We start from the raw sequence: 13,525 nt of genomic DNA, 5'->3' as shown, positions 1-13,525 counted from the left end.
AACATCGCTCAGAAAAATGCATGAGGAGAATTTTTGTTGAAATCTGTAAAATTATAACTTTTTTTCTTCCTTCCCTACAGCTGGGACCTGACAAGAATCAGCTCCCGATACTCGCTGGGCGTTTTACCTGTAGCCCGTTTAAACAGCTTGCTGAAATAGTTGACATCCGAGATTCCCACATCTGCCGCAATATTTTGTATCTGCATATTGGTGGTATTTAAATAACGGATTGCCTGTTTCATCCTCTGTTGATTCACATAGGCCGTAATGGTCACCGACATTTCTTTTTTAAACAGAGAAGACAGATAGCTGGGGTTGACATTGAATTCTGCCGCCAGATTTCTTAAGGACAGGTCGGACACCAGATTTAAATCAATATGGTTGACCACCTTCTGTACCAGCGGTGAATATCCCTGCAGAGAATAATTTCTCACAAGCATGCAGTACTTGCGGACCATCTCCAGATTAAACCGGTCCGCCTCCTGCTTTGTCATCAGCGTTTCTATCTTCTTCGCACATTTACAGGATAATTCATCGATATGGACCGGATGGACGCCTCCTGCCTGGGCGGCTTTCCGGCAAAGAGTATTGGCTGTAATCATAAGATTCCTGAAATTCCTCGCAGGGTCCTTATACCGCCTGGCAATCTGGAAATTGCGGAATTTCCCCTGCGCCTTTAAGGCTTTCTCCATATTGCCCTGGGTTATGGCCGCCATCAGTTCCTCCTCCGCTTTGTAACGGTCTTCGATCAGTTTTACCGCCAGCGGCTCATCCGGATGGCTGCTGACAATATTGGTATCCCCGTACTCGTCAAGACTTTCCCGGAGAACGATCTCCACTTCCCGGTCCCCGTAGAGTTTTCTGACCATAGCCGTGAGTACAGACATCCAGGTCTCATAAAGCAGTATGACAGGAACCGCATGATAGTATTCCTGTAGCTCTGCCATCAGCCCCATGGGGATTCTGTGAGACTGCACCAGCAGATTGAGCTGATACTCATCCACCAGTTCCTTCTGATACGGCCCGATTAATACCAGTTCCCCGTACTGGCTTTCTTCCCGGGGGATCCGGAACAGACAGTATTCCATTTCAAAGCAGTCATCTAAAAAGTACAGGGCGCCCTCCCGGCAGATCCTGTACAGATGCTTCACTGTCTGCCCTGCACTTTCCTCTTTCCTGAACGTCCTCCTGATACCCAGGTCAAAATTCCCGATATCGTCATCAGGTGTTTTTATGACTGTCATATTGACTCCAAAGCTTACTACAAACGCCTCTGTGACTTCCAGTAAATCTACCTGCATCTTTTCCTCCATCTGTTTCCTAAGTGTACAAATCCCGTGTACGGGAAAACTGTCAGCCTTCTATTTGCTAATATACCGTAAAACAGTTTGGAGTCGGTAGAACAATTTAAAGGTTATATCGTATAATTTTCACTTAAAATGATCATTTACCATGATATTCTATTGTTTTGCACAAAAAAAAGCCAGATTGACGAAAATCTGGCTCTGCCTGTAACATACCATATTAATTTCTCGGATGGGCTCCCGCATAGGCGCTGCGAACCGCCTCACCCCGGGTATAATTCATGTACATCTGTGTCGTGGCCATATCAGAATGGCCCATCATGGCCTGCACCGCGTGGATATCGGCTCCATTCCCCAGAAGGTGTGCGGCAAAGGAATGGCGCAGTGTATGAGGCGTAATATCCGCCTGAATACCGGCCTTCTCTCCATAATATTTGATAATCTTCCAAAATCCCTGTCTGCTCATCGGCCGTCCGCTGCAGTTGGTAAACAGCCATTCACTCTCCTGGCCCTTCAGCAGACTGGCACGCCCGCTTTCCATATAATTCACCATGGCCTGCCTGGCAACCTTACCGAAAGGAATCATGCGTTCTTTATGTTCATCCCGGCAGGTGATAAAACCAACTGCCAGATTCATGTCTTCTACCTTTAAATGAATCAGCTCCGAAACCCGGATTCCCGTGGCGTAAAGAAGCTCCAGCATAGCCTTGTCCCGAAGCTCCTTCGGCGAATCTCCGGTCGGCTGCTCCAGCAGACTGTTCACTTCCTCCACGGTCAGTATGGTCGGGGCTTTCTTCTCAATCTTCGGAGCTTTTATGAGTTCTGCCGGATCTCTGCGAATCCGTCCCTCCCCATATTCATAGTGGAAAAACGCTTTCATGGATGCCAGAGTTCTGGAAATGGTTGTAGTAGCTCTGCCCTCCTTCTCCAGATGCAGCACATAGGAATTAAGGCTTGTCTTTGTTACCTTCTCCACATCCGTAATTCCCTGCTCCTCCAGATAGGAAGCCATCTGCAGTAAGTCTCTGTGATAAGAGACCTCCGTATTCTTAGAGGTTTTCTTCACCTCTCTTAAGTACTTTACAAACTCATTTATCTCCGTAACCATCTCTACGTCCCCTAACCTGCCGGTATCAAAACAGCCCCAAAATCGGCTTCTTCCTATCCATTATATAGAGTTATTTCGATAAAATCAAACACATTTTTCCCACTTTAGGGGCATTTTCGTACTACTTTACATAAAAAGTACAACATGTTGGAAATGCAGGGTATTTTCTCGCAACATGTTGTAAAAAAAGTTTTAAATATTTTTTTTATCATTTCGCCTGAAAAGCCCTTTTCATGCGGCCTTTCCGGCATTTTACCCGGCCATCCCCAGGAAGAAGGGATTCAGCCATACCTCGCAGGCACTGCCGGCCGCAACAAAGGCCAGTACCAGAAGCAGGGCCGGAATTCTCAGCCTGCCGTTTCTCCGTATTCCCCACAACAGCAGCAGACACCAGACCGGGACATATAGAAATGCCTGCGGCATCACACTCGCAAGAAAAAACGGGAGCCCTAAAATCCCCTTCAGCCCCGTCATAACGGATAAGACCACCCCCACCGACAGGCCGAAGCCGGCGCTCAGGACACAAAAGCACGGCACCGCATAGGCGGTTAAACCGATCAGCCAGGCAATCAGTACCTCGATGATCCTCTGACGGCAGATATCACCAAACAGCGCCAGCTGCTCCGATCTCCCCAGATCAGACTGGTGGCTCAGCAGATTTAAGTAGTACCCCGCCTGATCGCTTAACGAGGCATGCAGAAAATTAGCCGCTGCTGTTCCTGCCAGGAGTCCGGCAAAGAAAAACAGGATAAAACGGTTTCCGCTGCTTCCGTATCCCGCCGCCGCAGTCCCCGGATTCTTCTGAAAATGGATGGGCGTAAACGTCCCGCTTCGTATTCGAAGTCCCCTTCCCATGCTCCGAAGCCGTATTGCCATATATAAAAACCCCCTCACAGGTTAGTCTTGTCACAATCTATGCCTGCAGGGGGATTTCTATGCCCTATTCCACGTGGTATTTTCTGGCATATGCCAGAATCGCCGCGATCGTCTTTCCGTCCGTAATTGTTCCTTCAAATATCAGCTTCTCTAAATCAGCTACCGTCCATTCTTCCACATCGATACACTCATCGTCGTCGAGATTCTGTCTGGACGGCTCCAGCTCCCTTGCTACAAAGATGTCGATAGCTTCGTCACAGAAGGCTACTGTCGTATTTACGCTGATTAAATACTCCATTTTCTCCTTTTCCGTCTTAAAACCGGTCTCCTCCTCCAGCTCCCGGTGGGCGCAGTCCAGCTTCGGCTCCTCCGGATAATCCAGAGCTCCGGCCGGAATCTCCAGCGTATAGCGGTCCAGCGCATTCCGGTACTGGCGAACCATCAGAAGCTTTCCCTCCTTCGTCACGGGAACCACCGCAGCCGCACCGTTGTGGTGGATAAAATCCCAGTGAGCCTCGTGGCCGTTAGCTTCCACGGTATCCTCGTATATTTTTAAAATAGTGCCCTGATATTTAAGTTCCCTGTTTAAACGCTTTACCGGCGGCTGTTCCATATGATATCCTCCAATTTCACCCTTTATTTTTCATTTCATAAATTCTTTTTTCAGCTGGCTACTTCATGTTCTCGCATTTCTCATAACAGGCGTCCCCCGCCTTGATCACCGCACTGCGGAAACCATGTTCTTCCAGTGCCGCTACCGCTGCGATAGTCGTACCGCCCGGCGAGCAGACCTTGTCTTTCAGTGCGCCCGGATGCTCCCCGGTTTCCAGCACCATCTTCGCGCTTCCCAGTACAGTCTGGGCCGCCATCCTGTATGCAGTATCCCTGGGGAGACCGTATTTCACTGCGCTGTCAGCCAGAGCCTCGATAAACATGTATACATAAGCAGGAGAACTTCCGCTGGCACAGACAACCGCGCTCATCAGCCGCTCTTCCACGATGCACATCTCGCCGAATGATGTAAAAATATCCCGAATGGTATCTTTCTCCCCGTCGTCAAAGGCTTCCGCATCGTAGCATACGCCTGTCATCCCTTCGCCGAGAAGCGCCGGTGTATTCGGCATCGCCCGCACCACCCGCTTTTCTATTCCCAGCTTTTCCTTCAGCTGGCCGATGGTAATTCCCGGTGCAATGGAGATAATCACGTTGGCCTCCGTCACCACGTTGCGGATATTTTTAAGCACCGGGTCGAAATACTGAGGTTTTACCGCAAGAATGATGTATTTTGCCTGATTGGCACACTCCGCGTTGCTGCCTGCATAAGCAACTCCCGTCTCATTTGTGATCTCTTCACACTTCTCCCTGTTTACATCGGTAAAGATTATGTCGTTTTTTCCATATACGTGAAGCAGTCCCTTTAAAATTGCACTGCCCATGTTGCCGATGCCGATAATACCTATCTTTGCCATATCCGGTGCCTCCTGTTCCTTATATAGAAAGTTGCCTCTCTTTTCAGTTTCAATGATACATATTCTAGCACTGTTCGATTTATTATTCAATGCCCGGCTGACTGGGAAATCCCTTTTTTAAAAAATAATGCGGAGGAAGTCTATCAATAACCTGTCCTTCTTTTTTCTAACTGTTTGTTGATTATTATTGACTGTTTTCAATATTTAATTTTATTTCTATCATCTTTCGCTCTTATTTTTCAACATTTTGTCAGCTATTCTCCATATTTTTTGTTATTTTTCTATGCATTTTCAACTTTTTGTTTGACTATCGTTTTTCACAGTGGTACACTGAAATCATGGAAAACAATACAACAAAAACGGAGGAAATTTATGAAAACAGTCTACGACAACTGGGCATTCTGGCAGAGACTCTTAAACATGATGGAGAATGAATTCGGCAATCGCTGTGAACTGATTCTGCATGATCTGACCAAAGATTATGCCCATACGGTTGTCGATATCCGCAACGGTCACATTACCGGCCGTAAGATCGGTGACTGCGGAAGCAATCTTGGCCTTGAGGTACTGCGCGGTGAAGTAAAGGACGGTGACCGGTATAACTACGTTGTCCACACTCCGGACGGAAAAATCCTGCGTTCATCCACCATGTTTCTCTATGACGATGACGGAAAGGTGATCGGCTCGTTCTGCATTAATCTGGATATCACACAGACGGTGGCCCTGGAAGGAATTCTCCATCAGTACAACCAATACGTTCCCGGTATGGAAACAGAAAAGCCGGTGGAAGAATGCAGGGAAACATTTGCAGGCAATATCAGTGATGTACTGGATTTTCTGATCGAACAGGCCGGCGAGATGATCGGTAAACCGGTTGATGAGATGAACCGCCTGGAAAAAATCCGTTTTACAGGGTACCTGGATGCGAAGGGCGCTTTTCTGATTACAAAGGCCAGCGAGCGGGTCTGTGATTACTTAAAGATTTCCCGTTATACGCTGTATAACTATCTGGATCTGGCCAGAACGGAACATGGGGATTCCGATTCCAATACCAAAAGAGAAGGGACAGAGGAGAAATGAATATTTATGAAGAACTGAACGTTGACACGATTATCAATGCCAGCGATACTTACACACGGATCGGCGGTTCCCGCATGAGCCGCCGCACACTGGAGGCCATGCAGGAAGCTGCAGAAAGCTTTGCAGATATCGGAGAACTGTCTGACGCCATCTGCAGACGAATCGCAGAGCGGACCGGCAATGAGACGGCATTCATCTCCTCGGGGGCGGGGGCCTGCGTGGTACTCACGGTCAGTGCCTGTATGACCATGGGCAACGAAGAGCTGATGTACCAGCTGCCGGATGCATCCGCCTGTCCCAAAAATGAGATCATTGTATTTGCCTCTCAGAAAAACTGCCCGATTCTTCCATACTGGCATTTAACGGAACTTTCGGGCGCATCGCTGATTCCTGTGGAAGACAGCATTTCAGCGCTTCGGGAAGCCATCGGTCCGAAGACGGCTGCCGTATTTTTCTTCACCGGAACCGTTTACGAATGGACGACTCCCGACTTAAAGGATATCATCGAGACAGCACACGCAGCCGGTGTACCTGTTATCGTGGATGCGGCTGCGCAGCTTCCCCCTAAATCTCTGATGTCCTGGTATACGGTAGATTTAAAAGCGGATGCTGTTATTTTCAGCGGCGGAAAATTTATAAACGGGCCGCAGACAACAGGAATCGTGCTGGGCCGTCATCAGATTCTCGACCACTGCCGGGCTATGGCCAGCCCTAATGTAAGAATCGGCCGCCCATACAAGGTCGGCAAGGAAGAATATGCAGCGTTTTACCGTGCCTGCATGGATTTTCTGGACCTGGATGAGGAAGCAGACTATCAGAAATTAAAGACAATTCTGGAGAACATACAGTCCTCTCTCTCTGACGTTCCCGGTTACCACAGCTGCATAGAGGAAAACGGGCGTCTGGGGCAGCGGATCCCCATGCTCTATCTTCAGTTTACCGATGGCACCACCGGAAAAGAGTGCTATGATTTCCTTTATTCCGCGCCGGAACGGATTGACATTGGCACCTTCCACCCTGGTGATCCCACTGGTGATCCGTGCCGCGTTTTCTTAAATGCCATCAATCTTCGTGAACCGGATCTTCCTGTCCTGATAAAAAAGCTGAATCGTTTCCTTACTTTACCGGAAAGGAGGAACCGGCATGAACGATAAAACGCTGGTCCGGTACTATGATGCTGACAAAAACCGTTTTCTGAACGGCGAACTAAGCGGCTGTGACGGCGACTGGCATGTCGAATACCGAAACGACGGTCCCGCTGAAACAGACTTATTCTTAAGCCCCGGATGGATCGACATGCATACTCACATCTTTGACGGTTTCGGTCTCTTCGGAACCGAGGCCGATGCGGTCGGCTGGAAAACAGGGACCTGTCTTCTGGTCGATGCCGGAACTGTAGGAGAGTATACGATTCATGGCTTTACGAAGTATGTGGCGCCCGCCATTGAAACAAATATCCGGCTGTTTCTCTGCATCAGCCCGATCGGTGTGATCTTCCATCATGATTACAATGCCATGCAGTATTTAGATGCCGACCGCTGTGCCGCCTGTATAGCCGAATATCCCGGGCTGATCTCCGGTGTAAAAGTGCGTATGGGCAGTGAGACTATCCGTCATGAAGGGCTCGAACCGCTGCGTTTAGCCAGTCTGGCCGCCAGGAAGGTCCATGTGCCGATGATGGTCCATGTCGGAGGAAATCCCCCGTATTTAAAGGATATGGAACCATATTTTGAAAAAGGGGACATCCTCACCCATGTGTTCAATGGACGCGGCGGCGACGTATGGAACCCTGACGGAACACCGTCAGACGCACTTCAAAAACTGATTGACCGAGGCGTATGGCTCGATGTTGGGCACGGAAGCAGCAGCTTCGATTTCAACGTATTTGAACGGGCAATCCGCCATCCGCTGCCCCGCGTCCTGATGGGAACAGATCTGCATCAAAGCTCCGTGAAAAAACTGGTGCGCAGCATGCCAGTCCTGCTCTCCAAACTATACGGCTGCGGCGTTTCTCTGGAAGACATACTCTACGGAGTCACCGCCGGCCCTGCGATGGCACTGGGGCTCACCGACTGGTGCCGCTTAAGCACAGTCCGGAACGCCACGCTGTTCCGGATTGTGGATCACACGGAGGCCTATGAGGATTGTCAGGGAAATACACGGACCTTTCACAGGGCGTTTTTGACAGAGGGTGTCATACTGAACGGGGAGTATCGTAAGGCTCCTGCCCAATTATAGAGCATTTATAAAATGGAAGTCTGCTGCTGCAAAAACAGCGGAACTCCAGGGATTATTCCAATCCACGGAGTTCCGCTGTTTCTTATTTTCATTAAGATATCTCTCAGTCCGGTCTTACCTTCTTAACATCTGCATAGCCGGTTCCAACTACATAATTCCGTTAAAATCTGCATTCTTCAGCAACTTCTCCAAACGGAGCTGTGCTTCTCTTAAAAGTCTGATTGTGAGCGCCTCCTTTTCCGGATCATACCGGAATACCGGCATGGCAATACTCATAGCCGCAATGACGCCGCCATCCCGGCGGATTGGCACCGCCACACAGCGAATATACTGTGTCGATTCCTCACATTCAAACGCAAGTCCGTTTCTCTGTATCTCATCCAGCTGGTAGGAAAGTCTGTCTATATCGGTAATCGTATTTGGAGTCAGCGCTTTTAAACCGTCCGGATACAGCCGTTTCAGTTCATCCTTCGATTTGCCCGACAGCAGTGCTTTACCGATTCCCGTAGCATAGGCAGGCAGCCGCTGGCCCGGTGATACCACAGAACGGACCGGCTCGGTGGAATCTACTTTGTAAAGGTAGAATACATCTCCGTCTACCAGCTGGGCAAAGTAACAGGTCTCGCCGCAGGCTTCCACGATCGTGTGCATCTGTGTCTGAATATCAGTGGTGAGACCACCTCTCCTTAAATATACATTACCTATTTCATAGGCCTTGTATCCGATACAGTACCGGCCCGTGTCGGAATTCAGGGACAGCATGTGAAGCTCACAGAGCGTATGTACAATCGGGAACAGGCTGCTTTTCGGAGCTTTTAATGCGGAAGCCAGCTCTGTCAGCGTCATTCCCTGTGGGGGCGCCGCCGTCAGCTGCTCCAGCGTATCAATCACACGTTTCGTTGCGCGGTGAAGTTCCTCATTTGGCACTTTCTTACACCTCTTTTTTCCATATTGTAACGCTTCAGCCGTACACCTTCTTATGTTCGGGTAATGTGTAAACTGCCGCACAGCTGAATAGTTACCCATATTGTACACACTTTTTTCAATTAGTACAAGTATTTTAATCAGCCTTTTACAGCGCCCTGCGTCATACTGCTGATAAAATAGCGCTGCAGGAAAATAAACATCACCACAACCGGAAGACTGGACAGCAGGGAAGCGGCCATCAAGTCATTCCACATGATCTTATCATAGCTCGCCATCTGCCCAATGGCTACCGGCAGAGTTTTCATCTTGTCCGATGTGATACACAGCATGGTAAACATATATTCATTCCAGCTCTGGATGAACGCATAAATCGTTGTGGAGATCAGACCCGGCAGCGTCAACGGGGCAATAATCTTCCAGAATATCTTCAAATGGCTGCATCCATCGATTCTGGCCGCCTCGTCCAGCTCCCTGGAAATACTGTTGAAAAATCCATACATCATCCAGGAACAGAAAGGTATGACACTGGCAATGTGTACCAGAATGATTCCTCTTCTGGAATTCGCCAGACCATAGATGGTAAGGAGCTTATAATAGGGCACGAACAGCATAACCGCCGGAAACATCTGCGTCACGAGAATGAACATCATGATCATACCTTTTCCCCTGAACTGGAAACGCGAAAATCCATAACCGGCCAGTGTGGAGAACAGAACCGCAAGCACGGTTGCAGTCACAGAGATGACCACGCTGTTCTTTAAATAGGTAAAAAACGGATACTCTGTAATCACATTTTTATACGCTTCCGTAGAAAATTTCTTTGGGAACATCGTTACGGTGGAGCTGGTCATAATTTCATTGATGGACTTAAACGAGGTGGAGGCCATATAGAGAATCGGTACAAGGACAATGAGGCTTCCCAGAGTCAATCCGAAATAACAAAGCGCGTTTACTCTCTTCTGACTATTCATCCTTTAACAACCTCCTCTGAAGTATACTGATAACGATACAGATCAGGAACACTACTACCGCCAGGGCAGATGACGGGCCGAAATCAAAGAATTCAAAAGCCCGCTTATAGATGTTGACGCCAATGGTATTGGTGGCACCGTTGGGGCCTCCCTGAGTCAGCAGCCATATCATCGTCACATGCTTGAACCACCATACGACATCAAGAATCAGTGTGACAGAAAGTGTCGATTTCATACTGGGAACCGTCACATACCAAAAGGTTTTCCAGTTGCCCGCTCCGTCGATTCTGGCTGCCTCGATGATATCTCCCGGAACGGTCTGCAGGCCGGCCAGCAGCTGGATCATCACGAGAGGATAGCCCTTCCAGATACAGATAAAGATCAATACCGCAAGTGCAAGTTTGGGGGATCCCAGCCAGGACATCGGCTCCTTAAGTATTCCCACAGACACCAGAGTGCTGTTTAAAAAGCCCATCGTGGGGTTGAAAATCCATCTCCACAGATTCGCAATCACGACTTCCGGAAAAAGCCATGGAAGCAGTAAGACAGCCCGGAATATGGTGCGTCCCTTTATATCCCGGTTTAGCATAACCGCAAATAAAAATCCGAAAATAAAGTGTCCCAGAACAACCCCAACCGTAAAGATCAGCGTGATCTTCATGCTGGAATAAAAATCAGCCTCAGTTAAAACCTTTGCATAGTTTTTCAGACCGATAAAGTTCCATTTATTGACCAGATTCGTCTTAAAAAAACTGATATAGATACCATAACAGAACGGATAAAGAAGCAGCAAAGCCAAAGTGATGACTGCAGGCGTGACAAAGCCATAAGCCGCTGCCCTCGTTTTTACCCGGTTCATCGTTCCATTCATTCCGTGCTTCAAATAATCACTCCCCTCGACATACAGAAGAGACCGGCTGCCGGAGGGCAGAGCCGGTCTTTCCTGACTGAACCATTAACCTTCATTCGCGGCGTCACAGATCTCCTGTGCTCTCTTCTGTGCTTTGGCCGCAGCTTCTTCTACAGTTGATTCTCCGGTAAATACGGATTGATATGCCTGACCGTGTACATCGTTGACCTCACTGTAGCCTGGAATGTTCGGTGTTTCATAAATAGTCTGGCGTGCTTCCAGGAAACCGGCCAGTTCCGGCATATCGTTGATGCTGGGATCGTCAAGAGTCTCTGTACGGGTTGGAAGACGGCCCGTCATAACGGAAAATTCAAGGGCTCTTTCCTTCTCAAGCATAAATTTAATAAATTCTGCGGATTCCTTCTCATGCTTACCAGGTGTAATGAAGTATCCAAAACCGCCCGGTGTACTGACGGAACGTTCTACTGCCGGCACCGGGAAGGAACCGAGTTTACCTTTTAATTCCGGAACCTGAGAGGTAATGGCACCAATTGCGTTGGAACCGGTAATCAGCATGGCTGCTTTGCCGGAGGAAAACAGATTCACTGCAGTTGGATAATCGGTCTCTATGACTCCCGGAGGGCAGGTATGATACGTTACATCCAGATCGGTATAGGCGCGCAGTGCATCAATATACTTCTGAGAGCCGATATCCGTAGTCCATGTTCCGTCATCTCCCTGAACAAACTCGTCTACTCCAAAGTTACGGATTACATACTGGAATCTGCCTGCTCCGGAACCGTTGTTTGCACCCACCAGCGTATTGCCGTAGGCTCCGTCTCCGGTCAGGGCTTTGGATACCTCAACATACTCATCCCATGTTTTCGGAACCGCTACTCCCTTTTCATCAAAGATATCCTTACGGTATACGATCCCTGATGCTCCGCTGAACCATGGTGCACCGTATGCCACTCCATCAACACTAGCGCTTGCAAGGCTGACATCCTCAAAGCCGTCGACATAATCCTGACCAAAAATCGGAGCGATTTCCGCAGCCAGCCCCATGTCTACAATTGTAGCGGTATCCAGCATATTGGCCATAAAAAAGTCCGGCATGGAATTCGATGTTGCAAGGGTTATGTACTTTTTCATCAGGTCGTTCGCGCTGACGCCCTCTACCTCCACGGTAATTCCATTGCCCAGTGCATTAAACTCCTCTATGCACTTCTTTTCGAAGTCTCCCTCCGGAGACTCCAGAATCGTGGACGAAATATAAGTAATCGTCACATTCTCTCCACTCTTTTCCTCTGCAGCTTCCGTATCCCCCTCTGTCTTTGCAGCTTCTGTCTGCTGAGTCTCTGCTGCTGCCGCTGTCGTCTCCGGCGCCGCTTCTTTTCCGCCGCATCCTGCAAGCATGGAAGCTGCCATCACTACTGATAATCCAATTGCCAAATTCTTTTTAACCATTTCTTCTCCTCCTTGTATTGCTTTTCTTTACCACTCAATTGGTGTTCCATCATAGGTCCGCCACATCGGATTCTTCCAGTTATGGCGATTCTTATTCTGTTCCTGAACGATTTCCTCGTCCACCTCCACGCCGAGTCCCGGCCCTTCCGGAATCTCAACGAAGCCGTTTTCAAAATGAAATACTTCTTTATTCTTTAAGAAATTAATTCTCGGGTTTGCATCGCTGGCATCATGAATATCAATACTCTGTTCCTGGAGCACAAGGTTCGGTGTTGCCGCTCCCATCTGAATACAGGAAGAAAATGCTATCGCATCTAAGGGGCAGTGAGGTGCCACCGCCACATCGTAAGCTTCTGCCATTGCAGCGATTCTTCTCGCCTCACTGATCCCGCCTGCATGACTCAAATCAGGCTGAATGATGTCCACGTACCCCTGCTCAAACAGTGATTTGTAATCCCATCTGCTGTACATTCTCTCTCCAATGGCAATCGGTGCAGATGTATACTTTGCGACCTCGCGCAGCGCCTCCTTATTCTCAGGAAGCACCGGTTCTTCCATAAAGAGCGGATGGAACTGATCTAATTCCCGTACCAGCACTTTTGCCATGGGCTTGTGAATTCTTCCGTGAAAATCGATGGCCATATCAATGTTGTTTCCAATAGCATCACGAATTGCCCCCACCTTTTCCACCAGCTTATTCACACTTTGCAGCGTATCCACATAATGGGTAGGATCTGTAGGTGAGGTCTTAATGACTGTATAGCCTTCCTTTACAGCCAGCTTTGCATCCGCTGCCACTTCTTCCGGTGTATCTCCGTGAATGCTCCGATATACTTTAATCTTATCCTTAACTCTTCCCCCCAGCATCTCATATACCGGAGCATGATAATAATGCCCTTTGATATCCCACAGCGCCTGGTCAATACCGGCAATTGTGCTCATCAGCACCGGGCCTCCCCGATAGAAAGCGCGGCGGTACATGGTCTGCCAGTGTTCCTCGATCCGTAACGGATCTTTTCCTATAAAATAGTCGCGCCATTCATTCACGGAAGCTTCCAGTGTAGCAGCTCTTCCCTCTACCAGCGGTTCTCCCCATCCGCAGATTCCCGCATCCGTCTCAATCTTTAACAAAAGAAAACGGTGTGGCATAAAATAGAGCTTCATGTCTGTAATTTTCATTTCTCTCCCTGCATCCCTTTCTGTTTCAATATTTTTGTTCGTATATAAGAACTCAA

General features: G+C 48.6%; 13 protein-coding genes. 3 read left to right on the top strand and 10 right to left on the bottom strand.

All coding sequences use genetic code 11. The annotated features are described in order from the left end of the window. Window positions 1–74: 74 nt before the first annotated feature. The 5 genes from NE473_RS22330 to proC all read right to left on the bottom strand — a co-directional run bounded on the left by NE473_RS22330 (window position 75) and on the right by proC (window position 4,757). On the bottom strand, window positions 75–1,301 hold the full coding sequence (locus NE473_RS22330) for an AraC family transcriptional regulator (protein ID WP_070102814.1): 1,227 nt from the start codon (window positions 1,299–1,301) through the stop codon (window positions 75–77). A 223-nt stretch (window positions 1,302–1,524) separates the two neighbouring features. Continuing rightward, complete coding sequence (gene xerD / locus NE473_RS22325) at window positions 1,525–2,412, bottom strand: site-specific tyrosine recombinase XerD (RefSeq protein WP_006773370.1); 888 nt, start codon at window positions 2,410–2,412, stop codon at window positions 1,525–1,527. Window positions 2,413–2,664: 252 nt separating this feature from the next. Continuing rightward, entirely contained in the window at window positions 2,665–3,288 is a 624-nt protein-coding gene (locus NE473_RS22320) for a stage II sporulation protein M (protein WP_022030075.1), read from the bottom strand. Between the two features lie 64 nt (window positions 3,289–3,352). Further along, on the bottom strand, window positions 3,353–3,901 hold the full coding sequence (locus NE473_RS22315) for an NUDIX hydrolase (RefSeq protein ID WP_006773372.1): 549 nt from the start codon (window positions 3,899–3,901) through the stop codon (window positions 3,353–3,355). A 58-nt stretch (window positions 3,902–3,959) separates the two neighbouring features. Then, window positions 3,960–4,757 (bottom strand): pyrroline-5-carboxylate reductase, encoded by a 798-nt coding sequence (gene proC, locus NE473_RS22310; RefSeq protein ID WP_055650930.1) that lies wholly within the window; start codon window positions 4,755–4,757, stop codon window positions 3,960–3,962. A 372-nt stretch (window positions 4,758–5,129) separates the two neighbouring features. Between proC and NE473_RS22305 the strand changes: the two genes are divergently transcribed. The 3 genes from NE473_RS22305 to NE473_RS22295 are packed head-to-tail and all read left to right on the top strand — an operon-like array spanning window position 5,130 to window position 8,075. Continuing rightward, window positions 5,130–5,837: a helix-turn-helix transcriptional regulator gene (locus NE473_RS22305; RefSeq protein ID WP_055650931.1), complete on the top strand. Its 708-nt coding sequence runs from the start codon at window positions 5,130–5,132 to the stop codon at window positions 5,835–5,837. Further along, window positions 5,834–6,991, top strand: a complete 1,158-nt coding sequence (locus tag NE473_RS22300) for an aminotransferase class V-fold PLP-dependent enzyme (protein ID WP_256265387.1) — start codon at window positions 5,834–5,836, stop codon at window positions 6,989–6,991. The genes NE473_RS22305 and NE473_RS22300 overlap by 4 nt, the downstream gene beginning before the upstream one ends. After that, window positions 6,981–8,075 carry an amidohydrolase family protein gene (locus NE473_RS22295; protein ID WP_055650933.1) on the top strand — a complete coding sequence of 365 codons (1,095 nt, stop codon included), beginning with the start codon at window positions 6,981–6,983 and terminating at the stop codon, window positions 8,073–8,075. The genes NE473_RS22300 and NE473_RS22295 overlap by 11 nt, the downstream gene beginning before the upstream one ends. Before the next feature lie 147 nt (window positions 8,076–8,222). On the opposite strand, the gene NE473_RS22290 is transcribed toward NE473_RS22295, so the two are convergent. The 5 genes from NE473_RS22290 to dgoD form a co-directional block, all read right to left on the bottom strand. Further along, window positions 8,223–9,002, bottom strand: coding sequence for an IclR family transcriptional regulator (locus tag NE473_RS22290; RefSeq protein WP_055650934.1), 780 nt, complete (start codon window positions 9,000–9,002; stop codon window positions 8,223–8,225). 137 nt (window positions 9,003–9,139) lie between these two features. Further along, window positions 9,140–9,973 carry a carbohydrate ABC transporter permease gene (locus tag NE473_RS22285; RefSeq protein ID WP_055650935.1) on the bottom strand — a complete coding sequence of 278 codons (834 nt, stop codon included), beginning with the start codon at window positions 9,971–9,973 and terminating at the stop codon, window positions 9,140–9,142. Further along, on the bottom strand, window positions 9,966–10,856 hold the full coding sequence (locus NE473_RS22280) for a carbohydrate ABC transporter permease (RefSeq protein ID WP_207636235.1): 891 nt from the start codon (window positions 10,854–10,856) through the stop codon (window positions 9,966–9,968). Before NE473_RS22280 ends, NE473_RS22285 begins: the two co-directional genes overlap by 8 nt. Before the next feature lie 72 nt (window positions 10,857–10,928). Continuing rightward, a complete protein-coding gene (locus tag NE473_RS22275) occupies window positions 10,929–12,290 on the bottom strand; it encodes an ABC transporter substrate-binding protein (RefSeq protein WP_055650936.1) in 1,362 nt (453 codons plus the stop codon). A 27-nt stretch (window positions 12,291–12,317) separates the two neighbouring features. Next, the gene (dgoD, locus tag NE473_RS22270; protein WP_055650937.1) at window positions 12,318–13,469 is read right to left on the bottom strand and encodes a galactonate dehydratase; all 1,152 of its coding nucleotides are present in this window, start codon (window positions 13,467–13,469) and stop codon (window positions 12,318–12,320) included. Window positions 13,470–13,525: the final 56 nt, after the last annotated feature.

The sequence above is a fragment of the Hungatella sp. SL.1.14 genome (assembly GCF_024460495.1).
Lineage (GTDB): Bacteria > Bacillota > Clostridia > Lachnospirales > Lachnospiraceae > Hungatella > Hungatella hathewayi.
This window is presented reverse-complemented; position numbering and strand designations above follow the sequence as displayed.

Coding starts and splice junctions, on each gene's coding strand:
- NE473_RS22330 (WP_070102814.1), bottom strand. CDS start 1,301: ATGCAGGTAGATTTACTGGAAGTCACAGAGGCGTTTGTAGTAAGCTTT.
- xerD (WP_006773370.1), bottom strand. CDS start 2,412: ATGGTTACGGAGATAAATGAGTTTGTAAAGTACTTAAGAGAGGTGAAG.
- NE473_RS22320 (WP_022030075.1), bottom strand. CDS start 3,288: ATGGCAATACGGCTTCGGAGCATGGGAAGGGGACTTCGAATACGAAGC.
- NE473_RS22315 (WP_006773372.1), bottom strand. CDS start 3,901: ATGGAACAGCCGCCGGTAAAGCGTTTAAACAGGGAACTTAAATATCAG.
- proC (WP_055650930.1), bottom strand. CDS start 4,757: ATGGCAAAGATAGGTATTATCGGCATCGGCAACATGGGCAGTGCAATT.
- NE473_RS22305 (WP_055650931.1), top strand. CDS start 5,130: ATGAAAACAGTCTACGACAACTGGGCATTCTGGCAGAGACTCTTAAAC.
- NE473_RS22300 (WP_256265387.1), top strand. CDS start 5,834: ATGAATATTTATGAAGAACTGAACGTTGACACGATTATCAATGCCAGC.
- NE473_RS22295 (WP_055650933.1), top strand. CDS start 6,981: ATGAACGATAAAACGCTGGTCCGGTACTATGATGCTGACAAAAACCGT.
- NE473_RS22285 (WP_055650935.1), bottom strand. CDS start 9,973: ATGAATAGTCAGAAGAGAGTAAACGCGCTTTGTTATTTCGGATTGACT.
- NE473_RS22275 (WP_055650936.1), bottom strand. CDS start 12,290: ATGGTTAAAAAGAATTTGGCAATTGGATTATCAGTAGTGATGGCAGCT.
- dgoD (WP_055650937.1), bottom strand. CDS start 13,469: ATGAAAATTACAGACATGAAGCTCTATTTTATGCCACACCGTTTTCTT.